Below are 25214 nucleotides of genomic sequence, written 5' to 3' on the forward strand. Positions count from 1 at the left end.
GATGTCCGTCCGCGCCGCCGCGTGGCGCACTACCCGCGTGCCCCAAGGGGTCAATCGGGGAGCGCCCCGCACCCTCAAGTAGCGAATGACCGAATTTTCAGACCTGGGCCTGTCCCCCGCGACCCTCGCCGCCGTCGCCGAGACCGGCTACACGACCGCCACGCCGATCCAGGCCGCCGCCATTCCGGTGGCGCTGCAGGGTCGTGACGTCCTGGGTATCGCCCAGACGGGCACCGGCAAGACCGCCGCCTTCACCCTTCCGATGATCGACCGCCTGGCCGCGGGCCGGGCGCGGGCGCGCATGCCGCGGGCCCTCGTGATCGCTCCCACCCGGGAACTGGCCGACCAGGTCGCCAGCTCCTTCGAAAAGTACGCCAAGGGCCAGAAGCTCACCTGGGCCCTGCTGATCGGCGGCGTGTCCTTCTCCGACCAGGAGCTCAAGCTGGACCGCGGCGTCGACGTCCTGATCGCCACGCCCGGTCGCCTGCTGGACCATTTCGAGCGCGGGAAGCTGCTGCTCACGGGCGTACAGATCATGGTCGTGGACGAGGCCGACCGCATGCTCGACATGGGTTTCATCCCGGATATCGAGCGCATCTTCAAACTGACCCCGCCAAAGCGTCAGACGCTGTTCTTCTCGGCCACCATGCCGCCGGAGATCACCCGGCTGACCAAGCAGTTCCTGAAAGATCCCGAACGGATCGAGGCCGCGCGTCCGGCCACGACCGCTGAGACGATCGCCCAGCACCTCGCGCGCATTCCCTCAGCGGACCCGAAAGCCAAGCGCACGGCGCTTCGCGCGCTGATCGAGCGATCGGACATCAACAACGGCATCGTCTTCTGCAATCGCAAGAGCGAGGTCGACATCGTCGCCAAGTCGCTCAAGAAGCACGGCCTGGACGCCGCTCCGATCCACGGCGACCTCGACCAGTCCACGCGGATGCGCACGCTGGAGTCCTTCCGGAAGGGCGAGCTGAAGCTGCTGGTCGCCTCCGACGTGGCCGCCCGTGGCCTCGACATTCCCGCCGTGAGCCACGTTTTCAACTACGACGTCCCGCACCACGCCGACGACTACGTCCACCGCATCGGCCGGACCGGCCGCGCAGGGCGCACCGGCGAGGCGTTCATGATTGTCACGCCTGCGGACTCCAAGAACCTCGACAAGGTCCTGAAGCTCATCGGCAAGACCCCGGACGAGGTTACCTTCGACATCGATTTCTCGACCATCAAGGACGAGCCACGCCCCGGCCGGGGCCGCGAGAAGGGTGGCCGCGGCCGCGAACGTGGCGTGCGCGACCGGGCGCCACGCGGGCGTCGACCCGAGGCTGAGGCCGAGACGCCCGTCGAAGCGCCGGTGGCGGCCGAGGCCGAGGCCCCCGCTCGTCCCCGTCGGGACGCCAAGCCCAGGGAGCGCCGCGAGATCGAGCCCACCACACGGCGCGAGGCGGAGTCTCGCCCCGTTCAACCGCGCGGCGAGCGGCCGGCCCGGGCCGATCGCGGAGAGCGCCGGCGGGATCGTGACGACGGCGACCGCGTGGTCGGCTTTGGCGGCGAAACCCCGGCGTTCCTGTTGCGGCCCGCGATCACCCGGCCGGACGACGAATAGTCGCCGGCCTTAACGGGCTGTTTGGGGTCCCGAGCTATTTCTTGGGATCATGCCGTCGGAAATCGATTCCCTGCTCCGCAGCCCCAAGGCCTATCAGGTGGCCCGCAAGGTGCTTGACGCGATGGAAAGCCATCGGGTCTGGCCGACGGCGCTCAACTTCGAATTGTGGCTGCACTACGTCGCGGCCAAGGATAGCGAGGTTGCGGCCAAGATCGATTCCGTCCTCCAGTCCGGCGGAACCTTCACCGATCAGCTCGGCGAACAGATCGCCGCCCAGCATCTGCCGGCCGCCAAGCTGTCGGGGGAAATCCTGGATGCCGGAAAGAGCCTCTCCGAGGAACTGGACAGCGTCTCACGCGCCATCGAGTCGGCGCGCGAAACCAGTGAAGCCTACGGACAGCAGCTGGCCACGGCGAGCGAGTCCCTGGTGGACCAGGACGCCGACGCCGTCCGCGCCATGGTGGAAACCCTGAGCGTGGCGACCCGCAAGGTTCGCGAGGAGAACCAAGCCCTCGAGAGCCAGCTCGCCGATACGACGGAGGAGCTGACCCGCCTGCGCGAGAGCCTGGCCCAGGTACGTCGCGACGCCATGACCGACGGCTTGACCAACCTTTCCAACCGCAAGGCGTTCGACGAGTCCTTGGAGCGCGCGTGCGCCGAAGCCGAAGCCAGCGGCCAGCCACTCACGCTCGCCGTCGTCGACATCGACCATTTCAAAATCTTCAACGACACCTGGGGCCATCAGACCGGCGACCAGGTCATCCGCTACGTGGCCAGCGTCATCGGGCGCATCGCCGATGCGCCGCGCTTCGCCGCCCGCTACGGCGGCGAAGAGTTCGCCGTGATTTTTCCGGGCGAGACGCCGGAAACGGCGGTCACCGCCATGGAAGCGGCCCGCGCCGAGATATCCTCCCGCATCCTGAAGCGCCGCTCCACCAACGAGGACCTGGGCGCGATCACCATCTCGAGCGGCATCGCCCAGCGGCGGCCTGGTGAAGCGCCCGCCACCCTGATCGAATCCGCCGACCGCGCGCTCTATGCGTCCAAGCACGCCGGCCGCAACCGCACCTCAGTGGCCGAGCACGGGTCACCGCCTCGCGGGGCCTCCCGCGCCGCCTGATCTTTGGGCCTTGGCTGACGCCGGGGTATTCTGACTTCCATTGAAGCAAGACAGTTTCAATGGAGGATCGCCATGGACGGCGCGCAGGCCCCCGCCAAGGTCAAGACCAGCATCGACGGCGGCGTCGGCATCATCACTCTGTCGGATCCCACGACGCTGAATGCGGCGGGCCTGGAACTGATGGCTGATCTGCAGGCGGCGTTCGATGATTTCGCCTATGGCGACAAGGTCCGCGCGATCGTCATCACCGGCGAAGGCCGTGGCTTCTGCTCCGGCGCGAACCTGACCGCAGGCGGCGGCCGACCCGATCCGGCGGGCGGCCCCAACCAGTCGCTGCTGCGGGTCTTCAACCCCTTCGTCGCCTCGGTGCGCAAGTCGCCCAAGCCGCTGGTGTCGGCGGTGAACGGCGTTGCCGCCGGCGTCGGCGTCTCGCTGGCCCTTGCGTCGGACCTGGTGGTCGCCGCCGAGAGCGCCTACTTCCTGCTGGCTTTCCGCCGTATCGGCCTCGTCCCCGACGGCGGCGCCACCTGGATGCTGCCCAAGCTGGTGGGCAAGGCGCGCGCCATGGAACTGATGCTCCTGGGCGAGAAGCTGCCTGCCAAGACGGCGGCCGAGTGGGGCCTGATCAACAAGGTCGTGCCGGACGCCGAGGTGATGGATGCGGCCATGCAGTATGCTCGCGCCCTGGCCGATGGGCCGTCGTCGCTGGGTCTGACGCGGAACCTCGTGTGGGAGTCGCTGAACAACTCCTGGCACGAGCAGCTCGAGGCCGAAGCCTACGCCCAGGGCATCGCCGCCCGGAGCGAGGACGCCCGCGAAGGCATCATGGCCTTCGTTCAGAAGCGCCCGGCCGAGTTCAAGGGCCGCTGATCCCGAGCTAGAGAGCGACCGCCCGGCGACATCATCGTCGGGCGCGTCGGCTCATTCCGGCTTGGCGGGCTCGATCGTGACGCTCTCGCCACAGCCGCAGGCGTCCGTCTCGTTCGGATTACGGAAGACGAACTTCGCGGACAGCCGATTGACCTCGTAGTCGATCTCGGTGCCCAACAGGAACAGGACAGCCTTGGGCTCCACCAGAATGGTGACCCCCTTGTCCTCCACGACCTCGTCGAGCGGGTGAGCGTCCTCGGCATATTCAAGGACATACTCCTGGCCGGCGCAGCCGCCGTTCTTCACTCCGACGCGCAAACCGGCGTAGGGCTTCTCCGCCTTGCTCATGATCTCGCGCACCCGCGCGGCGGCGGCTTCGGTCAGGGTGACCACCTTGGGGCGCGGCCGGCGCGGCCGCGGAGCGGACGGGGTGAGGTCGACGTTCGTCATCAGAACATGTTCAGGGCAAGCTTGGCCTCGTCGCTCATCCGCGACGGGTCCCACGGCGGGTCGAAGACCAGGTCGACCTTGCAGGACCGGATCTCGGGAATCTCCGTGACCGCGTCCTCCACCCAGCCGGGCATCTCGCCGGCCACAGGACAGCCCGGAGCGGTCAGGGTCATGTCGATCGCCACATCCCGATCATCCGAGACATCGACCTTGTAGATGAGCCCGAGCTCGTAGATGTCGACCGGAATCTCGGGGTCATAGACCGTCTTCAGCTTCTCGATGAGCTTGTCGGTCAGCACATCCAACTCCGCCTGGCTGAGCGGTTGCGATCCCGTAGGCTCCAGGGCTGTGGCGTCGTCCATCGAACTCATCTGTCTCAAGCGAAAAAGGCTTGGGTCTTGGTCAAGGCGTCCACGAACGCGTCCGCCTCGTCCTCGGTGTTATATAGGGCGAAGGAGGCCCGCGCGCTGGAGGAGACCCCAAAACGCCGCATCAGGGGCTCGGCGCAGTGGGTCCCGGCGCGGACCGCCACGCCGTAGCGGTCGAGGATTTGGGCCACGTCATGGGCGTGAGCGCCATCCACCGTGAAAGACAGGATGGCCCCCTTCCCCGGCGCTTCGCCGATCACCTTCAGCCAATTTGCTCCGGCGAGGCGGTCGCGGACCCGTGCGTAGAGGCGGTGCTCGTGCGCCGCGATGGCCTCGCGATCCTGGGCGGCCAACCAGTCGACGGCGGCGCCCAGGCCGATCGCCTCCAGGATCGGCGGGGTCCCCGCCTCGAACCGGTGCGGCGGGTCTGCGTAGGTGATCTCGTCGCGGGTGACGGTCGCGATCATCTCGCCGCCGCCCTGGTAGGGGGGCAGCGCGGCCAGCCTCTCGGCCTTGCCGTAGAGGATGCCGATCCCCGTGGGACCGTAGAGCTTGTGCCCCGAGAAGACGTAGAAGTCGGCGTCGATGTCCTTCACGTCCACCGGCTTGTGGACGATGGCCTGGCAGCCGTCGAACAGCACGAGCGCGCCTGCCTCGTGCGCCATCCGCGCCAGGGCCTTGGCGTCATTGATCGTGCCCAGCACGTTCGACATATGACTGAGCGCCACCAGCCTGGTCTTCGGCCCCAGCAGGTCCTGATAGGCTTCCAGGTCCAGCCGCCCATCGTCGGTCACCGGAACCCACTTCAGCACCACGCCCTTGCGCTCGCGCAGGAAGTGCCAGGGCACGATGTTGGCATGGTGCTCCATCTCGGAGAGCACGATCTCGTCGCCCGGCTGAAGCGAGGCTCCGATCCCGCTCGCCACCAGGTTCACGGCCTCGGTGCCGCCTTTGGTGAAGACGATCTCGTGCGGGTCTGCGCCGATGAAGCCCGCAATCTTGCTACGGGCGCCCTCGTAGGCGTCGGTGGTCTCGTTCGCCAGCGTGTGCAGGCCGCGGTGCACATTGGCGTAGGAGTGCTCCATCGCCCGCGTCATCGCCTCGATCACCGCCCGCGGCTTCTGGGCCGAGGCGGCGCTATCCAGATAGACCAGCGGCTTGCCATGGACGTGCCGCAGCAGGATCGGGAACTCGGCGCGGACGGCCTGGACGTCGAAGGCCATGCTCAGCCCCTCAACCGGTCTGCCGCCCAGGCGCGGACGATGTCGCGTGCGGTCTCGTGACCAATCCGGTCCACCACCTCGCCAATGAAGGCCTCGGTCAGCAGCGCCTTCGCCTCGGCTTCCGGGATGCCGCGCTGGCGGGCGTAGAAGAGGGCGTCCTCGTCGAGCGCACCGACGGTATTGCCATGCGCGCACGAAACGTCATCGGCGTAGATTTCCAGCTCGGGCTTGGCGTCCACCTCGGCGCGATCCGACAGGATCAGCGCGTGATGACCCATCCGGGCGTCGGTGCGGTCCGCGCCTTCGGCCACGACAATCCGCCCCTGGAACACGCCGCGAGCCTGGTCGCGCACGACGCCCTTGATCAGTTGATCTGTCCGTCCGTCGGTGGCGGCGTGGGTCACAACCGTCGTCAGGTCCGCGTGCCGCTTGTCCGCCAGTAGGTAGACGCCATCGGCGCGGAGTTCGGCATGGCCGCCCGGATGATGGATCACGGTCTCCAGCCGCTGCCGCCGCGCCCCGGTGGTCAGCACGACCTGCGCGAACGCCGATCCGGGCGCCATCTGCACCTCGGCCTGGCTGACGCTGACGCCATCGGCGGCGTCGCCGGCCAGGATCACCCGTTCCAGCACGGCATCCTTGCCGAGACTGAACACCAGGCCGGCATGGGAGAGATATCCGCCCTCGCCGTCGTAGCTCTCCAGCAGCGTGAGGCGGCCGGCGGCCTCCACTTCCACCGAGACCCGCGCCGCATGCGCGCCGTCGCCGCGCGACACGAACCGCAGTGCTACGACTTTCGCTTCGCCCGGCTCCACGCCGACATGCGCCGCGCCCTGGCCGTTCGCGACGGTAAGGACCTCGTCGGTGAGGGCGTCAAAGGGCCCGGCGCCGAGCTGCGCGACGTCCACCGCCGCGGAGGGTTCGGGCGCCGTCCGGATCAGGCCGCGCAGATCAGTCCAGCGCCAATCCTCGTCCCGCTTGCCGGGAAGCTGGGCGACGTCCCGCTCGCGTATGGCCGCCGCGATGCTCAAGCCGCCCTCGCGTACTTGTCGTAGCCTTCGCGCTCCAGCTCGAGGGCCAACTCCGGGCCGCCGGACGCGACGATCCGGCCGGCCGACAGCACGTGAACGCGGTCGGGTTTGATGTAGTCGAGCAGGCGCTGGTAGTGCGTGATGACCAGCATCGCGCGATCGGGGGAACGCAGCGCATTGACCCCGTCCGAGACGATCCGCAGCGCATCGATGTCGAGGCCGGAGTCGGTCTCGTCCAGGATCAGGAAGCGTGGCGAAAGCATCGCCATCTGAAAGATTTCCATCCGCTTCTTCTCACCGCCGGAGAACCCGACGTTGAGCGCCCGCTTCAGCATGTCGAAGTCCATCTTGAGCTCCGCGGCCTTGGCGCGCGCCAGCTTCAGGAACTCCGGCGCGGTGATCTCGGGCTCCCCGCGCGCCTTGCGCTGGGCGTTCATGGCGGTCCGGATGAAGGTCAACGCCGGCACGCCCGGGATCTCCAGCGGATACTGGAACGACAGGAAGACGCCCTTGGCGGCCCGCTCGTTGGGCTCGAGGGCCAGCAGGTCCTCCCCGTCGAGCGTGGCGGATCCTTCCGTGACCTCGTAGCCCTGTCGGCCCGTGAGGACGTAGCTCAACGTCGACTTACCGGCGCCGTTGGGGCCCATGATGGCGTGAACCTCGCCGGCGGGCACGTCGAGGGTGAGCCCCTTCAGGATCTCCTTGTCCTCGATGGACGCGTGCAGGTTCTTCACGGAAAGCATTCAGAGGGTCTCGTCGGCGAGGAACTGGGCCATGACCTGCAGTGCGTCCTCGACGCTCTCTGCGGTCTGCTGCTTGCGCGGGGCCGCCGCGCCGGAAAGGGCGGTGCGCTTGTCGGAGAGGGTGACGTTCGCCTGACCCGCTTCGAAGTAGGCGGCGATCCGAAAGTCCGGGTGGTCCAGCGACACGGTGTAGCGGCGGACGTCCGCGCTCAGCCCGCGGGAATTCAGAAAGTCCTCTTCGGCGGTCACGGCCGCATGCAGCGCCTTGGCGTTGGCCAGGTCGGCCTCCTGCTGCTGGCGCTCGGCCTCCTCGCGGGCGCGGCGCTCGAGTTCGCGACGCGCAAACTCGGTCTCGAAGGCGTCGCGGAGCGTGAGCGCCCGGGGCTTCCTGACGCCAGCGTTCATATCTCGACCGCCTTCTTGTCCTCGATGCGCTCGACGACCCGTACATCTGCTCCGGTCCCATGGGCGAACGCGTAGAGGTCGCCGGTGGCGTCGAGATAGCATTCGAGGTCGAACACACCCTTCTCGGCGTCGAGCAGCGTGATGGCCGTCGCCCGGGTTCCCGCCGGGATCACATCGGGCATCGCTTCACAGTTGCCCTGGGCCGTGGGCGTCAGCGCGCGCACCAGCACCACACCGTCCCATTCCCGGAGCATCGCTCCGTCGGCGTCCACCGCCGTCTGTTCCCCTTCATGGGTAGGTCGGCCACTCATCCGACACTCCCTTCCAGGGAGATCGCGACCAGCTTCTGCGCCTCGACGGCGAACTCCATGGGCAGCTCCTGCAGCACGTCCTTCACGAACCCGTTCACGAGGAGCTGGACGGCTTCCTCCTGAGACAGGCCACGCTGCATCGCATAGAAAAGTTGATCTTCGGATAGCCGCGTTGTCGTTGCTTCGTGTTCGAAGACCGACTGGCCATTACGCGCCTCGATGTAGGGCACGGTATGGGCCGCGCAGGTCTTGCCGATCAGCAGGCTGTCGCACTGGGTGAAGTTGCGCGCGCCCTTGGCCTTGGGGTGGGCCGAGACCAGGCCGCGATAGGTGTTGCTGCTGCGGCCCGCGCTGATTCCCTTGGAGATGATCCGCGAGCGCGTGTTGGCGCCCAGATGGATCATCTTGGTGCCCGTATCGGCCTGTTGGCGGCCATTGGTGATGGCGATCGAGTAGAACTCGCCCGAGCTGCCCTCGCCTCGCAGGACGCAGGATGGATACTTCCAGGTGATCGAGGAGCCGGTCTCGACCTGGGTCCAGCTCACTTTTGAGCGATCGCCTCGGCAATCGGCGCGCTTGGTGACGAAGTTGTAGATGCCGCCCTTCCCCGTCTCGGGATCGCCCGGGTACCAGTTCTGGACCGTGGAATATTTGATCTCCGCGTCGTCCAGGGCGACCAGCTCGACCACAGCGGCGTGGAGCTGGTTCTCGTCCCGCATCGGGGCCGTGCAGCCTTCCAAGTACGAGACGTAGGCGCCCTTGTCGGCGATGATCAGGGTGCGTTCGAACTGACCCGAATTCTCGGCGTTGATCCGGAAATAGGTGCTGAGCTCCATGGGGCAGCGCACGCCCGGCGGCACATACACGAAGCTGCCGTCCGAGAAGACCGCGCTGTTCAGGCAGGCGAAGTAGTTGTCGCTCACCGGCACGACCGAGCCTAGGTACTGCCGCACGAGATCGCCATGCTCGCGGATCGCCTCGCTCATCGAGCAGAAGATGACGCCGGCCTGGGCCAGCTCCTTCTTGAAGGTGGTGACGACGCTGACGCTGTCGAACACCGCGTCGACCGCGTAGCGCGGCGCGCCCTGCACGCCGGCCAGAACCTCCTGTTCCTTCAGCGGGATGCCGAGCTTCTTGTAGGTCTCGAGCAGATCCGGATCGACCTCATCGAGGCTCTTCGGGCCCTCCTTCGCCTTGGGCGCGGCATAGTAATGGAGGTCCTGGTAGTCGATGCGGGGGAAGCTGACCTTGGCCCAGTCAGGCTCCTCCAGCGCCAGCCAGCGCTCGAACGCCTCCAGGCGCCACTGCAGCATCCACTCGGGCTCGTCCTTCTTGGCCGAGATGAAGCGGACGATGTCGGCGTTGAGGCCCTTCGGCGCATACTCCTGGTCGATGTCGGTGACGAAGCCGTGCTTGTACCGCTCCAGCGCCTGGACGTGTTCGACGGTCTGTTTGACGGCGGCCATCAGGCGACTTCCTTCCGCCGTGCGGCGTGGCGGGCATGGGCTTCCAACCAGGCGGCGGCAAACGCGGCCCAGTCGGCTTCGGTGGTGTTCCAGCCGCCGCTGACGCGGATGGCGCAGGCGGCGAGATCGCCGAGGTTCATGGCGGCTAGGACAGGACTGGCCTTCACCTTGCCCGACGAGCAGGCGGAACCGGCGCTGACCATGACGCCGGCGAGATCCAGGGCCATCACCTGCAGGTCGGAGGTCCAGCCGGCCGTGACGAGGCAGAGCGTGTTGGGCAGGCGGGGCGCGCTCTCGGCGACGACGACCGCGCCAGAGGCCTTGAGGCGCTCGACGATCGCGATCGGACAGGACCCGCCTGTCTTCGCATTGTGAACCGAGTTAGCCGCCGCGCCGAACCCACTGATTCCGGGTAGATTTTCCGTCCCGCCGCGCCGGCCGCGCTCCTGGCCGCCGCCGTGCTGGCGCCGGGAGAGAACCGCGCGGGGCCCGAAGGTCAGGGCGCCCACGCCCATCGGCCCGCCGATCTTGTGGGCGGAGATCGAGAGTGTGTCGGCCCCCAGCGCACGGCTGTCGACGTCGATCTTGCCGGCGGCCTGGACCGCGTCGACGTGCATCCAGCCGTCGGCGGCGCGGACCAGCTCGGCGGCGGCCTGGACGGGCTGGATCACTCCGGTTTCGTTGTTGGCGAGCATCAGGGCGACGAACGGGCGGCCGTCGGCGGCGTCCCAGCGCGCCAGGCGGCCGCGTAGCCAGTCGAGATCAGCCACGCCGTCGGAGGTCACCGGCATGACCTCGACCGCGGCGTCCGAGGCCGCGGCCGTATCGACGATGCTGGGATGCTCGATGGCCGAGATGATCAGACGACGGGACCCCGCGGCGACCGCGCTTTCGAGAGCGATCGCATTGGCCTCGGTGCCGCCGCTGGTGAAGATGACGGTGGAGGCCGGCGCCGCGATCAGGGTCGCCACATGGCCGCGGGCCTCTTCCATCGTCGCTCGCGCCGCGCGGCCGGCGGCGTGGATGGAGGACGGGTTGCCCACCTTCTCCATGGTCGAGACCATGGCCGCGATGGCCTCGGGCCGCACGCGGGTCGTGGCGTTGTGGTCGAGATAGACGCTCATGCCGCGGCCCGATCCTGGCGCAGCCGCCCGCCGATCACGTCGGCCAGGCTGACCGACGACAGGTAGCCCTCGATCTGCGCGCCCAGGTCCGCCCACAGGTCGTGGGTCAGGCAGCGCTCGCCTTTCATCATGCAGCCCTTCGACGCCTGGCAGCGGGTGGCCCGCAGGGGCTCGTCCACGGCGTGCACGATGTCGGCGATGGTGGTGGCCTCGGCGGCGCGCGCCAGTCGGTAGCCGCCGCCAGGGCCGCGCGCGCTCTTCACCAGGCCCTTGCGGCGCAGCCGCGCGAACAGCTGCTCCAGGTAAGAGAGCGAGATCTCCTGGCGCGACGCGATATCGGCCAGGGCGACGGCCCGGGAGGCGTCGCTTTCCCGGCGCGCGAGGTCGGCCATGGCCATGACGGCGTAGCGGCCTTTCGTGGAGAGACGCATGCGATGCGGTCCAGTGCAGTTTTCTCGCGTTTCGCGGCGACCCTATGTTACAAGCCGCCGCCTTGCGCGGGACCGGTCCAACCGGCTGGTCGGGACTTAGGAAGACCTAGCGCAGCAGTCAAGTATTCCAGGGCCGAAGAGGGATCGAATGCCAGAGGTGGTGCTGACCGGTGCAGCCGGGCGGATCGAGGGGCGCTACTCCCAGGGCAAGAGCGAGACGGCTCCCGTAGCCCTGATCCTCCATCCGCACCCCAAGGCGGGCGGGCAGATGAACAACCCCGTCGCCGTGCAACTCTTTCACCTGTTCATGAAGCGGGGCTTTTCGGTCCTGCGCTTCAACTTCCGCGGCGTGGGCCGCAGCCAGGGCGAGTTCGACGGCGGTATCGGCGAACTCGCCGACGCGGCGACGGCGCTGGACTGGCTGCAGAGCACCAATCCCGCCGCCAGCCAGTGCTGGGTGGCCGGCTATTCCTTCGGCGCCTGGGTCGGCATGCAGCTCCTGATGCGCCGGCCGGAGACGGACGGTTTCATCTCGGTCTCGCCGCCGACCAACGCCTATGACTTCAGCTTCCTGGCCCCCTGCCCCGCCTCGGGCCTGATCCTGCACGGCGGATCCGACACCGTGGTGCCGCCGATCGATGTCGAGCGCGTCGTCTCCAAGCTGCGCACCCAGAAGGGCATCGTCATCGACTACGACGTGGTCGAGGGCGCCAGCCACTTCTGGATGGAAAACCTGCCCGACGTGGAATCCCGCGTCGGCGCCTATCTGGACAAGCGCCTGGCCGCCAACCCGGCGTAGGCGCGTCGGAAATCTAGAAGGCCCGCGTCAGCCCGAAGCTGAACTGGCGGTAGTCGTAGGTGTAGCCCGCGCCCACCGGCGTGTTGCTGTAGGCGAAGGCTGCATCCAACGCCCAGCCATGCTGGGCAGGCGGGCTGGTGAGTTGGCCGCTCACCGTCCGCGCCGCGCGCCACTTGCCGCCCGTCTGCTTCTGTGCGCCCAGGCCGGCCGCCACGACGTAGCGCCAGCCGTGCGTCCGGCGGCGGATCTGCAAGGTCGGCGTCACCTGGATGAAGTTCCGAGGCGAGAAATAGTCGTATTCGCCTGGGTCACTGCTGTGGAACCAGCGCGAGCGGAGTTGGGCGGTGAGCCCCCACTCGGGCTGCACGACGTGGACGTAGCTGGCCCTGAGGTGGAGCCGCTCGTTCCGGCCCGTGAACGCCTGCACGGCGCCCACCGCCGTCAGCGTGTTCCGCGCATCGATCGGCAGGTCCAGGGCCGCGCCCGCAAAGGTGTAGTAGACGCCCCGCGCGAGCCCCTGCGGTGTCTCGATGATCTCGCGTTCGACGAAATACTCCTGACGCCAGCGGGCGTTGTTGTGGGCGTTGAGGGCGCCGAGCACGGTGTCACCGTCGGTTCCCACCTGGGCCTTCCAGGTCCAGTCCCCTGCGACGTCCGCCTGGCGGTAGTAGACTCGGATGTCCTCCGTCGTCTTCTGTCCGAGCGGGCTGAACCTGGCCGTCTCGACCCGGACGCCCTGGTGGCGGTCGGGCCCTTCGCGCCGCCAGTCCACATTAGCGCCGAACCGAGCGACCTCGGTCTTGTCCGCGTCGGACGATGTGAAGGCGTCGACCGTGATCGCCTGACCAGCCGCGGCTGTCGGCGCCGCCCCGAGCACCAGCAGCGCAAGGATCGGCCCGCGCCTCATGGCCGCCCCCAGCTCTTCCGAAGCCCCAGCGCCTCGGACGCATAGCCCAGCACGCAGATGGGCTGGAGGATCATGTTGTAGGCGAAGGCGTACAGCATGAAGCCGGAGACGTTGTGGCGGACCCTGAGACGCTCCTGACGGAAGGTGCGCCGCTCGACCTTGAACATCAGCAGGTTCCAGATCGCCGCCAGAGGCAAGACCGCCAGGGTGATCGGCCCGGCGATCTCGTAACGGCCGAAGGCCGCCAGGACGAGGCCGGGGATGAAGACGAAGGTGTAGATCACGTCCATCGGCGGGAAGCAGAGGTTCCACCAGACGAACACCGTCCGAAAACGAGCCCTGAACAGAAGCCGCCAATGCGCCCGGAAGGCCTCCATCAGGCCCCGCGACCAACGCCGTCGCTGCTGAGCGAAAGCGCCGAGACGCGTCGGAACATTGGTGAAGCAGATGGCGTCCTCCGCATGTCCGATACGGTCGCCCCGCTCCAGGATCGCCCAGGACAGGACGATGTCCTCGCCCACGCACGGCGGCCAGCCGCCGACCGCCTCCAGCGCCTCGCGGCGATAGATCGAAAAGGCGCCCTGGGCGACGAGCGTGCCGTGGAACATGCTCTGCATGCGCTTCACGGCGGCGATGCCATGGAAGTAGTCCCACTCCTGGGCGGCCGTTAGCAGATTGTGGCGCGAATTCCGCACCATGATCGAGCCGGCCACGGCCTGGGTCTCGGGCGGGTCCGAGAGGATGCGCTCGACCAGATGCGTGAGCCCGTCGGGATGGATCCAGGAGTCCCCATCGACGGTGACGATCAGGTCATGGCGCGCGCGGCTGAGACCGCGGTTCAGCACCGTCGCCTTCCCGGCGTTGCGGGGAAAGTCCACCAACCGGACATGGAAGCTGGCCGAGAACGGCAGGTCGTCGATCGCGGCGCGCACGACGTCCGCGGTCCCATCTGTGGAGCCGTCGTTCAGGACCACGATCTCCACCTCGCCCGGATAGTCCTGCCGCGACAGGCTGAGCAGCGTGTCGCGGATCGCGCCGGCCTCATTGTAGGCGGCGATCAGGATACTGACCGGGGGATAGGCGGCCGGGCGCACGCGCGGGGGACGTCGATCCAGGAGCAGCGTCCCGAACACGAAAGCGTTCATGAACCCCGGCACGTAGGCGATGAAGGTGATGGCCGTCAGGGCGAAGAGCGGATGTGTGACCGCCGACAGGTCCTGCAACCACGGCTGCGACAGCCAGATGCTGAGTCCCATCCATCCGAAGGCCAGCGCGCAGATCGCCGCAAACTTCACCGGGATAGTGTGAAAGGACCGATGCGGCGCGGGACCGCCGGGATCGGCGCCCGTGCCCGCGCGCCGGAAGTCGACCTCGCCTGCGAGACGCGCGTCGCTTGGGTCGCCAGATCCGACCTTCAGGACAGTTGTGGTTAACAATTCTTAGGACCGCGCAAACATTTGGCCCGCCCTCATCAATGGAAACCGGCTGGCCTCCTCGAGGTGGACGTCACATTTCGTCGCTCACCTACACTCGCGCGGCACTTAACTGAGGATGTAGAATATTGTCGCATCGACCCATTATGGGGAGGCGTTGATCCGCAAATACAACTGACAAGCGAAAATGGATAATCATTGCGAGTATTCGCGCGCCAACGCGCGTCGCGCGAGTGGATTGCGGGCGGCGCGAGCGCCGCGATAGCGTCGCCACATGACGCCCGACGACGCCCGACGCCTGCAGGACGGACTGGCCGCGTGGGCGCGGATCGAACCCGGCTGCCGGGCCCTCGCCCTGGTGGGCTCATGGGTCCGAGGGGCGGCGCGCCCCGACTCCGACCTGGACCTCATGCTGCTGGCGACGGATCGCGACCACTGGGCGGCGAACGACGGCTGGCTCCGGCAGGTTCTGCGCGAGATCGGCTTTGCTTCAGTGACCATGGCGCCCGAGACCTATGGCGTCACCCGGGCGTGGCGGGCGTCTCTGGGACCGCAGATCGAGGTGGAAGTGGGGATCGCCGACCAGCAGTGGGCGGGTCTCAATCCATTGGACGCCGGGACGCAGCGCGTCGTCCGCGACGGGCTGAAACCCCTGGTGGACAAGGACGGCCTGCTCCGCGCGCTGGTCGATGCCTGCGACGGGGAACCCTAGTCCTCACTCCGCCGCCGCCATCTCCTCAGCCAGCATGGCCCGCAGTTCGGCCTTGGCGACCTTTTCCAGAGTGGAGCGCGGCAGGCTGTCGACCAGACGGATGAGGTGCGGGCGTTTGAAGGCGGCCAGGCCCGTGGCGCACGCCGCTGCGATCAGGTCCGCCAGGTCGTCCGGCGCGCCAGGCGTCGCGATCACGAAGGCCGCCGGGGCCTCGTCCAGCATCGGGTGGCGCATGGCGACCACCGCCACCTCGGATACGCCGGGAACCCCGGCGATCACCCGCTCGATCTCGGAGGCGGCCACGTTCTCGCCGCCGACCTTGAGCATGTCCTTCGAGCGGTCGGCGAAATAGAGGAAGCCGTCCTCGCCCCGACGCACGCGGTCGCCGGTGATGAACAGGCCGTCCGGGCGGAAGGCCGCGGCGGTGGCGGCGGGATCGCCCGCGTATTCCAGGAACAGCGACACGCCTCGCTGGCCGCCGACGAAGAGGTCGCCCACTTCGCCGGGCGCCACCGGCTCGCCGTGCTCGTCCAGGACATGGATCTCATAGGCCGGCGACGGGCGGCCCATCGACATCGGCGCGTCAGGCTGGTGCGCGGAGCCGACCGTGCCGTGGGTGATCGTCTCGGTCATGCCCCACCAGCCGATGGTCTTGACGCCGAACAGGCGGTCCCACGCCGGCTCGCATACCCCGTTGCCCCAGAAGCGGTAGCGGTGGTCCTTCGGGACCGGCTGGCTGGCCAGGGCCTTGGCGCAGAACGGCACCAGCGAACTCCACGTGGCTCCGTGCTTCAGCGAGACGTCCCAGAAGCGGGAGGCCGAGAAGCGCGGCATGAGCACCACCGTCGCCCCGGCCCACAGCGCCGCCAGCACCGAGTAGGACTGAGCATTGGTGTGGAACAGCGGCAGGTGCGTCAGGTGGACGTCGTCGGGCCGCAGGTCCTCGTTCTGGGCGCACATACGCGCGCCCCACAGGGCGTTGGCGTGGGTCCAGAGCACGGCCTTGGGCCGGGCCGTCGTGCCAGAGGTGTACTGGATGCCGAAGTGCGCCCACGGATCATGCGGCCGCGACGCCAGGGCGCCCGGGTCGCCGAGCAGCGCGTCGAAGGCCTCGAAGGCGGCCACGTCGTCCTGCGCCGGCGCGCCGTTGTCCGTCTCCGTCACGACGACCCAGGGCAGGTGCGGTGCGGACTCGGCCAGCAGCGCAGCGAACTTCGGCTGGGTGACCGCGCCGACAGCCCCGCTATGCGTGGCGAAGTAGGCCAGCTCGTCCTTGGCGGACTTGGCGTTGGTGGTCACGGCCACCGCCCCGGCGTAGGCGCAGCCCAGCCAAGCGATCACCGACTCCGGGCAGTTGTCGAGGTGGACGATGATCCGCTGGCCGAGCTGGACCCCGCGCGCCTGAAGACCCGCGGCGAAACGTCGGACATCATGAGCGAATTCCGCATAGCTCCAGGTGCGGCCGCCGCCCTCGAACGGCTCCCAGATCAGGAACGGGTGGTCGCCCCGATGGACCGCCTGGTTGTCGATCGGGGTGCGGATGTCCATGCCCTCGAAGGGCGTCAGCGGTCGCGGGCTCAATGGGCGGCTCCGGAAGGGTCCTGAAAGGCGGCGGCGTAGGCGCCCTGGCGTACGATCTCCTCGCTGGCCTGGGCGGCGATCTGGTCGGCCTCGCCGCCCGCCAGGCCCAAGCCGCGGAGCAGAAGCGACAACATCTGCTGGGAGAGGCTGACGGCCAGGCTGGAGGTCGGCTCCTGAACCACTCGAACGAGGGCCAGCTGCGTCACGCCTAGAACGTAGAGCACGGCGGCTTCGAGCGTCGGGACGACAAAGCGGCCGGCCGCGAGGCCGGCCGAGACGTCGTCCACCAAGCCGCGATTAAGCGGCGCGCTCATCGAGGTATGCCCGCTGTGGACGCGCACCAGCACGCCCGCGCGCTCGGGCTCGTCCAGGGCAAAGCGGAGATAGGTGCAGACCGCGCGGGCGACCCGTCGGGCCGGATCCTCGACCTCGGCGTTGGCGCGGTCGACAGCGCGCTCGATTCTGCCCCGGATCTCGGCCGAGATGGCGCGAACGAGCCCCTCACGGTCGGTGAAGTGGTTGTAGAAGCTGCCCTTCCCGACCTCGGCCGCCTGGACGATGTCGTCCACGGTGACGGCGTCGACCGGCCGCTCGCAGAACAGCCGGCGCCCCGCGGCGATCAGCGCCGCGCGTGTGCGTTCGGCGCGAGGGTTACGGCGCTCAGCCGGAGTCACGTTCAGACCTCCGATCTCAACCTCATCTCCTCGCCCAGGATCGCGACGAGCTCCGGACGCGCAAGCAGCGCCTGCTGGAACCGGTCGAGATTCGGGTAAGCGGGCAAGCGGCCCGCGAAGGCCGGCGCGGCGCGCCACATCAGGAACGTGAGCAGGTAGAGGTCGCAGACGCTGAAGGCGTCCAGCAGGTGGTCGCGGCCGTCGAGCCGGGTGTCGATGTCGGCGAGGGCGGCGGCCACGCGTTCGAGCGCCGCGTCGCGGGCGGCGTCGCTGTCGCAGCCGGGCGGCGGGAACATCGCCGCCGAGAGCGCGGCGTGCAGGGTGCTGGACAGGAACGAGAGCCAACTCTGGGCCTGGGCGCGCTGGAACGTGCCCACCGGCGGTAGGAGTCCGGACGCGGGCGCGAGGTCAGCGATGTAAGGCAGGATGGCCGTGGACTCGGTCAGGACCCCGTCGCCTGTCTCGAGGGCGGGAACCTTTCCGCGCGGGTTAATCTGCAGATAGGCCGGCGCCTTCTGCTCGCCCCGGGTCGTGCGGACTACGACGATCTCGTGCGGCAGGCCTGAGAGGGCCAGGGCGAAGCGGCTGGCGAGCGAACACGCCATGGGGGCGTGGTGGAGGCGAAGCATCGAAGGGTTCCCTGACGATCAGGCGGCGCGCTGGAGCGGCGCCAGGGCGCGGTCCCAGGCTGCCAGCAGCGCGGCCGGCTCCCCGGTCCCGAAGACGTAGCGGTCGGGGCGAACCAGCACGGCCGGGGCGTCCTGCGCCTCCAGCCAGGCGAGGACGCCGGCGCGGAAGGGCGCGATCAGGTCGTCCTGGACGCAGACCACCTCGACGCCGCGCGCCGAGACCGGCGCCGGCGCGCGAGTGATCAGCCAGGCGCCGCCACCCAGCGCGTCGTCCAGGCGCAAGCGTCGCACCCCCTCGCCCGCCGTCGGCTGCGGGAACATCCCGCCAGCGCCGGGCGAGCCGGCCAGGATGCAGCCAGTAGCGAACGGCGCCGGCCGAATCGGCGGCAGCGGCGGCGCCCCGGCCGCCCGGCGGGCCAGCATTTCGGCGTCGCGCGCGGCGGCGGCGGCAGGGTCCAGCGCGCAGACCACCCGGCCCATGCCGATGGCCAGCTCGATCAGCGCCCGCGTATGGGGCTCGCGCTCGGCCTGATAGGTGTCGAGCAGGGTCTCATCCGCCCCGTCGCGCAGGACGGCGGCCAGCTTCCAGGCGAGATTGGCCGCGTCACGCAGGCCCGAGCACATCCCCTGTCCCGCGAAAGGCGGCGTCTGGTGGGCCGCATCCCCCGCCAGCAGCACCCGCTGCTGGCGCCAAGTCTCCGCCACCAGCCCGTGGAAACGATATACGGCGCGGCGCTCGATCTCCACGGGCCCGCAGTCCCAAGGCGCGATGAGCGACTGGATAACCTCGTCGGCCAACATGGCGTCGACCGCTTCGCCCGGCAACAGCATGAACTCCCACCGATGCCGCCCCGGGCCGCTGAGCACACAGGTCGTGGGCCGGGCGGGGTCGCAGATCTGCAGGTTGACGTCCGGCGTGCGCGCGCCGGGCAGCACCTTCACGTCGACCACCAGCCACGGCTCGTCGAACTGATAGTCGAATAGCCGCCCGCCGGTCGCGGCGCGGACGGCGCTGGAGCCTCCGTCGCAGCCGACCAGGTAGTTGGCCCGGATCGTCGCCGGGCCATCGGCGTCGCGGATCTCGGCCGTGACGCCCTCGGCGTCCTGCGTCAGGCGTTCGAAGGCGCAGCCCAGGCGCACGTCGGCCAGTGGCGAGCCGGCGAGGACGTCGCGCAGGGCTCGCTCCAGGCTGGGCTGGTGGAACATGTAGCCGGCCGCCCAGCCCGAGGGCGTCTGCGCCGGCGGATCCAGGCACATGAGCAGTTGGCCGTCCGCGGCGCGGAATTCGTAGGCCGGCAGCTCACGGGCGTTGCGGCGCACCTGCTCGGCGACGCCGAGCTGCTGCAGAATCCGCATGATCTCGTGGTCGAGGTGGACCGCGCGGGGCATTGGATAGATCTCGGTGTCGCGGTCAATGGCGATCACCGAGACGCCGGCGTCGACCAGCAGCGCCGCCAAGGCGGCGCCCACGGGGCCCAGGCCGACGATGAGCACGTCGCATTCGTCAAACGCGGCCATGATCACACCTCGTTGGCGCAGGGGTTGTCGAGGGCGCCCAGGCCGTCGATCTCGACGCGGACCCGGTCGCCGTCCTTCAGGAACCGCATGGGCTTCATGGCCGCGCCGATGCCGCCCGGCGTGCCGGTGAAGATCAGGTCGCCGGGCTCCAGGGTCATGGCGTGGCTGAGGTGCTCGACCTGGTCCCAGACGTCGAAGACCAGGTGGCGGGTGTTGGAGCTTTGGCGCTCCTCGCCGTTGACGAGGCAGCGGATGCCGAGGGCGTGCGGGTCGGGGACCTCGTCGGCCGTGGTGATCCACGGACCGAACGGCGCGTGCGTGTCGAACGACTTGCCCAGCACCCACTGCGGCGTGCGGTGCTGCCAGGCCCGCTCGGTGGCGTCGTTGCCGCAGCAGTAGCCGAAGATGGCGGCGGGCGCGTCCTCGCGGGTGATGTGGCGGCCGCCCTGCCCGATCACGGCCACCAACTCGGCCTCGTAGTCGAGCGCCTGGGAGACCCTGGGCACCTGGATCGGATCATAGGGTCCGTTGGCGGCGGTAGGCGCCTTGGAGAACCAGACCTGGTGCTCCGGCGTGCCCAGATTGCTCTCGGCGATGTGGTCGGCGTAGTTCAGGCCGATGGCCATGATCTTGCCGGGGCGGCGGATCGGCGCGAGCAGTCGCACCTGGTCCAGCGAGACGGCGTCCGCCTGGGCCTCAACCACAGTGCGGACCTTGGCCTCGACCTGCGGCCAGGCGGCGATCAGGGCGGTCATCTCGACGGGCAGCCCAGCGCCGAGGGGGACGATGCGGTCGCCGACGACGGCGCCCAACTGCGGGCCTGCGCCCGCGTCGAAGGTGGCGAGTTTCATGGGAGTCCTCTGAATTCAGGCCATGGTCGGGGGTGCGGCGGGGCCCCACTGGACGCCCAAGAGGTCCTGCAGGGTGGCGACGTTCGAGCCGTCGGCGGCGGTGAAGAGGTCCCCGTCGGTCCAGTGCTCCAGCGTGTGACCCCAGGGGTCGCGCCAGTAGTCGAAGACCTGGCTGCCCAGGATGTGACGGCCGACGCCCCACTCGGCGTGCCGGCCGGCGTCCTTGAGGCGTTGGTGCCCCAGCATCAGGTCGTCGAGGTCGGCCACCTCGAAGGCGGCGTGATTGAAGCCCGGCCCCTTGGGGCTCTGGGCGAGAAACAGAGTGTGGTGGTCTGTAGGCGTGTCGCCTCGGTCGCAGCGCATGAAAGCCCCGAGCGCGAACTCGGGTGCGACCTGGATCTCATCAGAGGTGATGAAGCCGAAGCGGTCCTTGTACCAACGCTCGGAGGCGCGGAAGTCGGAGACGTTGAGCACGACGTGGCCCAGGCGCAGGACATGGGCGGGACCCGCCGCGAAGCGTTTGGTGCGGCGCAGCCGGTCGTGGCCGGCTGCGATGTTCCAGGCCTGGGCGGCCGGGGTCGCGAGCGGTTCGGCCGCCGCCTGGCCCGCGACCACCTCGACCCGGTGACCGTCAGGGTCGGCCAGGACAACGCGGTGGCCGCCGCCGGGAGTGTCGAGCGGCTCGACGGCCAGGCCCTCGTGAGCAGCCAGCGCCTCCAGGTCCTCAAGGCTGGCGGCGCGGAAGCCGACAGCCAGGAAGCCGGGTTCCCCGCGCTCGGTGACGTGGGCGACCGGCGATGTCCCTGCCCCGCGCGCGACCAGCCGGTCAGCGGTCTCCTCCACGACAACGAGCCCGAAGTCCTCAAGGAAGGCGCGCATCTGCGCCAGGTCCGGCGCCCGGAAGCGCACGAAGGCCACGTCTTCGATCCTGATGACGCTCATGGCGTCGCCTCCCCGCTATCTGACGATTTCGTCAACTAAAGCAGGCGACGGGCTTGAACGCAAGTCGGCGACCCAACCCTTGCCCTGGCGCGCCCCTGCCGCGCGGCCTAAGCACGTCGGCATGACCGCCCCTGCCGACGCCATTCGCGCCCGCCGCAAGCTGACCAACAAGCTGATCGCCGCGCACGAGGCCGCCCGCCTGCGGCCCTTCTTCATTCCAGACGTGAAGGTGATCGTCGGCGACGGAGGGCTCATCCTCGGAGTGGACGAGGTTGTCGCAGCCTTCGCCGCCCAGTTCGCCGAGCCGGAGTTCATCGCCTATGTCCGCGAGACGGACGACGTCGAGATCGATGCGAACGGAGCGCGGGCGGCGGAACGCGGACGCTGGACCGGGCGCTGGACCGATCGCGAGATGGGCGGGAGCTATCTGGCGGTCTGGCGAAAGGCCACCGGCCAGTGGGTTCTCGAAAGCGAGCTCTACGTCACCCTGACCCGCTGACCCCAGCGCCGCCCGCGCCGAACGGCCACGGTCTAAAACCGCCGGCGGCGGGTCCGTGTCAGCGCCTCGGCGGTGAAGGCGGCGAAGGCGGCTGACCGCCGGGCGCTGGTCCGGTCCGGGGCGAGACCGGTCAGGCTGGTACCCTCAGGCGTGGTCAGCCGCCAGGACCAGGCCTGCCCGGCAGCCGCGAGGGAGAGGCGATAGCCGCTGGGCGTGGGAAGAAGAGGCTCGTCCATGGGCGCGATCCTGGACCCGCCAGATGCAGCCCGCGCCTAGTCCGACGTGAAGAAGCCGTGCAGGCGGTCAGGTCGCACGGGTCAGCCAGGCCGCGAGCGCTGTCCACCATCCCGCACCGGCGAACGCCCAGGTGACGGCAAGATGGAAGAGTCCGGTCGCGCCGAGCGCCACCAGCCAGGCCGGGTGAACACGCCCTTCCCGACGGCTGTCCCAAAGGGTCACCCCGAGCAGCATCAGCTCGATGACGACAAACGATCCATGCATTTGCCATTGGGGCACGCCAGCCGGGATGAAGAACCGTCCGATCGCCGGCTGGGCGATCATGATGAAGCCCGCGGTCATCAGCCGCTGATGCCAGTCGCGCCGGCGGCGCATCATCAGGGCCAGCCCGACCACGGCGATGAGCGCTGGAATGCCAAGGAGCGGCAGCGCCATGAACACCAGCGGCGGCGGCGAACCCGGCGGCGCATGACCCAGCCGGCCGGCGGTGATTGCGGTGGATACGCCCAGCACCATCATGGCGCCGAACAGCATCGCGCCGACCATGCCGAGCTGCCGATGGAGCGCGATCCGCCGCGCAGGGACGAGACAGGCCTGGATCACGAAGAGAACCATCCACGCCGTATAGACGAGGCCGTGGGTCATCGAGAGCGGCGTCAGAGGCGGCGGCGCCTGGATGAAAGGCTTCAGGTAATAGGACGGCGCGAAGCCAAGGAAGATGATCAGAGCCGTGAGCGCAGCCACCACCACGTAGAAGTCTGGCCGCGCGCCGCGTCCGGGCCCGCTATCGATCGCCTGCTGAACCATGTCCCCCCTCCGGACAAGCGCACCAGTCGCCAGCGTAACTCGGAATCGATGAACGTCGATACCCGACCTAGCTGTCCGCCCGGGGCAGTATGAGCTGGAACGTCGCGCCCTCCCCGTCCGCCAGGGTGATCGTGGCGTGACTGGCGGCGAGCAGCGAGCGGGCGATGGACAGACCAAGCCCGGTGCCCCCCTCGGCCCGTCGACTGGTGAAGAACGGCTCGAACAGCCGCGCGCGGTCCGCGGGCGACACCCCGGGCCCGTCGTCGGTGACTTCGACGCGGACGGCCTCCGCTGTCGCCTCGGCGGTGACCGAGACACGCCGCGCGCCAGCCTGCCGGGCGTTCTGAAGCAGGACGTCCAGCACGCTCTCGATGGTCGCGGCCGGGACCGCCACAAGCGGCAAATCCCTGGCCACCTGGACCGTCACCGCGAATTCCGGTCGCAGCTGGGCGTCGGCGACGCGCCGAAGCGGCTCGACGAGATCGACGGCGGCTCCAGCCTCGGGCGTCGCCATGTCGGCGCGCGCCATGTCCAGCAGACGGCCGACGAGCTGGCTCAGCCGTTCGCTGTCGCCCTCGATGTTCGTCAGGAAGCGTCTCCGGTCTTCCGGAGACATGGTGTCGAAGTGGTCCTGGAGGAGTTCGACCGCGCCCCGGATACCGGCCAGGGGCGTCTTGAACTCGTGGCTGACGGCGGCGGCGAAGTCGCGCAGGTAGGCGCTGCGGCGTTCGATGCGTTCCGCCATGGCGCCGAAGTCCTCGTAGAGATCGCGGATCTCGGCGGCGGCGGTGCGGGGCGTCGCAGGGATCTCGCCCCCACCCGCCGCCACTTCGCGGGCCGCGGCCGACAGCTTCTCGACCGGCCGCGTCACGCCGCGCGAGACCAGGCTGGCCAGCAGCACCAGCACGCCGAAGATGACCCCGATGGCGAGCAGGAACTTGCCCCGGTCCTCGTACAGCCCCCGGAACAGGGCGCGCGGGGACCGCGAGATCAGCAGGACGCCTCTCACGTCCCCGTCCACCACGATCGGGCGCGCGTAGTGCAGGCGGATCGTCGAGGCCTTGGAGAGCCATTCGAAGCGGTAGCGGGGCGAAATGTCGCCGTTCACCCGCAAGACCGTACGGGAGTCTCCCTTCAGCGCATCGCGGACCTCCGGCAGGTCGGCGTACGAGCCGCCCAGGTGCGGCCCAAGAACTATGACGCCGCGCGCGTCCATCATCGCCACCGACGCCAGGGTGGTTCGAAGCGTGCGCTCCACGATCGGCGCGAGGCCACGGGCCACGCGCGCAGCCTCGGGGTCGGCCGTCTGCGTCGTCCGCCGGGCCGGCGGGCGTTCGGGCAGCACGGGGTCGCGGCTGAGGTCGATGGTAGTGAATTCGGGGCTGAAGTAGCCGGGCGGCGGGTCTTTGGGCCGCGGCGGCTGCGGCGCGGCGTCCGGCCAGCTCAGCGAGGCGACGGCCGCAAGGGCCGCGCCCTGCGCGACCAGCTCCGCTTCGGTCTGGCGCACCAGCGTGTTTTCATAGACCCGAAGCGAGACCATCCCAATCAACGGCATGGCCGCAGCAAACAGCAGCACCGCGAACAGGATGGTGCGCAGCCGCATCCGTGGCCACCAGCTCCCCACCCAGTCCTTGAAGCGTTCGATCAAGCCGCTCCGCCCTGACAGGGGCCGAGACGATAGCCCACGCCAGCGCGGGTCTCGACGACATCGTGTCCCCCGAAGGCCGCGAACTTGCTGCGCAGATTGCGGACGTGGCTGTCGATGGTGCGGTCCGTGATCGCGAAACCCGGACCGTGCAGGCGATCGATGATGGCGTCGCGGGTAAAGACCCGAGAAGGCGCGCCGATCAGGATCTTCAGGATGCCGAACTCCGTGACCGTCAGCGCCACCTCCCGGCCGCTCCAGGTTGCGGTCCAGGACTCCTGGTCGAGGGTCAACTGCCCCTGCGCCAGCCGGCCGTCGGCGGCCGGCGGCGTCGGCGCTCGGGCGCGACGCAGGATGGCCTGCACGCGGGCCACCACCTCACGAGGGCTGAACGGCTTGACCACATAGTCGTCGGCGCCCAGCTCGATGCCGAGCACACGGTCGATCTCGTCGTCCCGGGAAGAGAGGAACAGGATCGGCAGCTCGCCCTGCGCCCGCAGCCGCCGGCACACCTCCAGGCCGTCCAGCTTGGGCATGTTGATGTCCAGGATGACGAGGTCCGGCGAGGCCTGGCCGATCTGGGTGAGCGCCGCTTCACCGTCCTCGGCCTCGCGGGCCGACAGGCCGGCCTTCTCCAGAGCGAAGACCAGGAGCTGGCGGATGTGGGGGTCGTCATCGACAACCAGGACGTTGGGCATGCGGCGCATGTTCCGGCCCGCGGCCGGCGCGTCAACGGCTTGAACGTGCATCGATTGACCCTCATGAACGACGGCCTGGCTGTAGCCGGCCGTCGTCAGGGGGTGATCCGCACCGCGTGCAGATGCAGTGCAGG

Annotated in this window: 28 protein-coding genes; 6 read left to right on the forward strand and 22 right to left on the reverse strand. The window is 69.0% G+C overall.

Going from position 1 to position 25214, the window contains the following annotated elements; all coding sequences use genetic code 11:
- Nucleotides 1-85 precede the first annotated feature (85 nt).
- The 3 genes from DJ019_RS03190 (at nt 86) to DJ019_RS03200 (ending at nt 3596) form a co-directional block, all read left to right on the forward strand.
- The gene (locus DJ019_RS03190; protein WP_111274519.1) at nt 86-1606 is read left to right on the forward strand and encodes a DEAD/DEAH box helicase; all 1521 of its coding nucleotides are present in this window, start codon (nt 86-88) and stop codon (nt 1604-1606) included.
- A 49-nt stretch (nt 1607-1655) separates the two neighbouring features.
- Entirely contained in the window at nt 1656-2726 is a 1071-nt protein-coding gene (locus DJ019_RS03195; RefSeq protein ID WP_111274520.1) for a GGDEF domain-containing protein, read from the forward strand.
- 72 nt (nt 2727-2798) lie between these two features.
- Nucleotides 2799-3596 (forward strand): enoyl-CoA hydratase/isomerase, encoded by a 798-nt coding sequence (locus DJ019_RS03200; protein WP_111274521.1) that lies wholly within the window; start codon nt 2799-2801, stop codon nt 3594-3596.
- A 51-nt stretch (nt 3597-3647) separates the two neighbouring features.
- Here DJ019_RS03200 and DJ019_RS03205 read toward each other — a convergent pair whose 3' ends face one another.
- Genes DJ019_RS03205 through DJ019_RS03250 form a run of 10 tightly spaced genes read right to left on the reverse strand, consistent with a single transcriptional unit; the run spans nt 3648 to nt 11148 of the window.
- The gene (locus DJ019_RS03205) at nt 3648-4046 is read right to left on the reverse strand and encodes a HesB/IscA family protein (protein ID WP_111274522.1); all 399 of its coding nucleotides are present in this window, start codon (nt 4044-4046) and stop codon (nt 3648-3650) included.
- The gene (locus tag DJ019_RS03210) at nt 4046-4408 is read right to left on the reverse strand and encodes an SUF system Fe-S cluster assembly protein (RefSeq protein ID WP_111274523.1); all 363 of its coding nucleotides are present in this window, start codon (nt 4406-4408) and stop codon (nt 4046-4048) included. The genes DJ019_RS03205 and DJ019_RS03210 overlap by 1 nt, the downstream gene beginning before the upstream one ends.
- Nucleotides 4409-4422: 14 nt before the next feature.
- Nucleotides 4423-5637, reverse strand: coding sequence for a cysteine desulfurase (locus tag DJ019_RS03215; RefSeq protein ID WP_111274524.1), 1215 nt, complete (start codon nt 5635-5637; stop codon nt 4423-4425).
- A 2-nt stretch (nt 5638-5639) separates the two neighbouring features.
- Complete coding sequence (sufD, locus tag DJ019_RS03220) at nt 5640-6668, reverse strand: Fe-S cluster assembly protein SufD (protein ID WP_111274525.1); 1029 nt, start codon at nt 6666-6668, stop codon at nt 5640-5642.
- A complete protein-coding gene (sufC, locus tag DJ019_RS03225; RefSeq protein ID WP_111274526.1) occupies nt 6665-7411 on the reverse strand; it encodes a Fe-S cluster assembly ATPase SufC in 747 nt (248 codons plus the stop codon). The genes sufD and sufC overlap by 4 nt, the downstream gene beginning before the upstream one ends.
- On the reverse strand, nt 7412-7816 hold the full coding sequence (locus tag DJ019_RS03230) for a hypothetical protein (protein WP_111274527.1): 405 nt from the start codon (nt 7814-7816) through the stop codon (nt 7412-7414). It lies immediately after the preceding gene.
- Entirely contained in the window at nt 7813-8127 is a 315-nt protein-coding gene (locus tag DJ019_RS03235; protein WP_133255240.1) for a hypothetical protein, read from the reverse strand. The genes DJ019_RS03230 and DJ019_RS03235 overlap by 4 nt, the downstream gene beginning before the upstream one ends.
- Nucleotides 8124-9593, reverse strand: coding sequence for a Fe-S cluster assembly protein SufB (gene sufB, locus DJ019_RS03240; protein WP_111274529.1), 1470 nt, complete (start codon nt 9591-9593; stop codon nt 8124-8126). Before sufB ends, DJ019_RS03235 begins: the two co-directional genes overlap by 4 nt.
- Entirely contained in the window at nt 9593-10717 is a 1125-nt protein-coding gene (locus DJ019_RS03245) for a cysteine desulfurase family protein (protein ID WP_111274530.1), read from the reverse strand. The genes sufB and DJ019_RS03245 overlap by 1 nt, the downstream gene beginning before the upstream one ends.
- Entirely contained in the window at nt 10714-11148 is a 435-nt protein-coding gene (locus DJ019_RS03250; protein WP_111274531.1) for an Rrf2 family transcriptional regulator, read from the reverse strand. The genes DJ019_RS03245 and DJ019_RS03250 overlap by 4 nt, the downstream gene beginning before the upstream one ends.
- A 148-nt stretch (nt 11149-11296) precedes the next feature.
- Here DJ019_RS03250 and DJ019_RS03255 point away from each other — a divergent pair, with 148 nt between their 5' ends.
- The gene (locus DJ019_RS03255; RefSeq protein WP_111274532.1) at nt 11297-11947 is read left to right on the forward strand and encodes an alpha/beta hydrolase; all 651 of its coding nucleotides are present in this window, start codon (nt 11297-11299) and stop codon (nt 11945-11947) included.
- Nucleotides 11948-11960: 13 nt separating this feature from the next.
- Here the strand turns inward: DJ019_RS03255 and DJ019_RS03260 are convergent, their stop codons facing one another.
- Together DJ019_RS03260 and DJ019_RS03265 are read right to left on the reverse strand one after the other, a co-directional pair.
- The gene (locus DJ019_RS03260) at nt 11961-12854 is read right to left on the reverse strand and encodes a hypothetical protein (protein ID WP_111274533.1); all 894 of its coding nucleotides are present in this window, start codon (nt 12852-12854) and stop codon (nt 11961-11963) included.
- Nucleotides 12851-14110, reverse strand: coding sequence for a glycosyltransferase family 2 protein (locus tag DJ019_RS03265; RefSeq protein ID WP_240606351.1), 1260 nt, complete (start codon nt 14108-14110; stop codon nt 12851-12853). Before DJ019_RS03265 ends, DJ019_RS03260 begins: the two co-directional genes overlap by 4 nt.
- A 451-nt stretch (nt 14111-14561) precedes the next feature.
- Here DJ019_RS03265 and DJ019_RS03270 point away from each other — a divergent pair, with 451 nt between their 5' ends.
- Nucleotides 14562-14999, forward strand: coding sequence for a nucleotidyltransferase domain-containing protein (locus DJ019_RS03270; RefSeq protein WP_111274534.1), 438 nt, complete (start codon nt 14562-14564; stop codon nt 14997-14999).
- A gap of 3 nt (nt 15000-15002) precedes the next feature.
- Here DJ019_RS03270 and DJ019_RS03275 read toward each other — a convergent pair whose 3' ends face one another.
- The 6 genes from DJ019_RS03275 to DJ019_RS03300 are packed head-to-tail and all read right to left on the reverse strand — an operon-like array spanning nt 15003 to nt 21194.
- Nucleotides 15003-16580 (reverse strand): AMP-binding protein, encoded by a 1578-nt coding sequence (locus DJ019_RS03275; RefSeq protein ID WP_205854073.1) that lies wholly within the window; start codon nt 16578-16580, stop codon nt 15003-15005.
- Complete coding sequence (locus tag DJ019_RS03280) at nt 16577-17254, reverse strand: TetR/AcrR family transcriptional regulator (protein ID WP_165843874.1); 678 nt, start codon at nt 17252-17254, stop codon at nt 16577-16579. Before DJ019_RS03280 ends, DJ019_RS03275 begins: the two co-directional genes overlap by 4 nt.
- A 2-nt stretch (nt 17255-17256) precedes the next feature.
- Nucleotides 17257-17883, reverse strand: coding sequence for a glutathione S-transferase family protein (locus DJ019_RS03285; protein ID WP_111274536.1), 627 nt, complete (start codon nt 17881-17883; stop codon nt 17257-17259).
- Between the two features lie 18 nt (nt 17884-17901).
- A complete protein-coding gene (locus DJ019_RS03290; protein WP_111274537.1) occupies nt 17902-19401 on the reverse strand; it encodes a bifunctional 3-(3-hydroxy-phenyl)propionate/3-hydroxycinnamic acid hydroxylase in 1500 nt (499 codons plus the stop codon).
- Nucleotides 19402-19403: 2 nt separating this feature from the next.
- Entirely contained in the window at nt 19404-20252 is an 849-nt protein-coding gene (locus DJ019_RS03295) for a fumarylacetoacetate hydrolase family protein (protein WP_111274538.1), read from the reverse strand.
- 15 nt (nt 20253-20267) lie between these two features.
- Nucleotides 20268-21194, reverse strand: coding sequence for a VOC family protein (locus tag DJ019_RS03300; RefSeq protein ID WP_111274539.1), 927 nt, complete (start codon nt 21192-21194; stop codon nt 20268-20270).
- A gap of 121 nt (nt 21195-21315) precedes the next feature.
- On the opposite strand from DJ019_RS03300, the gene DJ019_RS03305 reads away from it, so the two are divergent.
- Nucleotides 21316-21693: a DUF4440 domain-containing protein gene (locus DJ019_RS03305; RefSeq protein ID WP_111274540.1), complete on the forward strand. Its 378-nt coding sequence runs from the start codon at nt 21316-21318 to the stop codon at nt 21691-21693.
- Nucleotides 21694-21725: 32 nt separating this feature from the next.
- Here the strand turns inward: DJ019_RS03305 and DJ019_RS03310 are convergent, their stop codons facing one another.
- From DJ019_RS03310 to DJ019_RS03325, 4 genes are all read right to left on the reverse strand, one after another.
- Entirely contained in the window at nt 21726-21929 is a 204-nt protein-coding gene (locus DJ019_RS03310; RefSeq protein ID WP_111274541.1) for a hypothetical protein, read from the reverse strand.
- A gap of 67 nt (nt 21930-21996) precedes the next feature.
- On the reverse strand, nt 21997-22737 hold the full coding sequence (locus tag DJ019_RS03315) for a hypothetical protein (RefSeq protein ID WP_111274542.1): 741 nt from the start codon (nt 22735-22737) through the stop codon (nt 21997-21999).
- A gap of 67 nt (nt 22738-22804) precedes the next feature.
- On the reverse strand, nt 22805-24385 hold the full coding sequence (locus DJ019_RS03320; protein WP_205854074.1) for a sensor histidine kinase: 1581 nt from the start codon (nt 24383-24385) through the stop codon (nt 22805-22807).
- Nucleotides 24382-25131: a response regulator transcription factor gene (locus DJ019_RS03325; protein WP_240606352.1), complete on the reverse strand. Its 750-nt coding sequence runs from the start codon at nt 25129-25131 to the stop codon at nt 24382-24384. Before DJ019_RS03325 ends, DJ019_RS03320 begins: the two co-directional genes overlap by 4 nt.
- Between the last annotated feature and the right edge of the window lie 83 nt (nt 25132-25214).

It is taken from the genome of Phenylobacterium kunshanense (assembly GCF_003254525.1).
GTDB lineage: Bacteria > Pseudomonadota > Alphaproteobacteria > Caulobacterales > Caulobacteraceae > Phenylobacterium > Phenylobacterium kunshanense.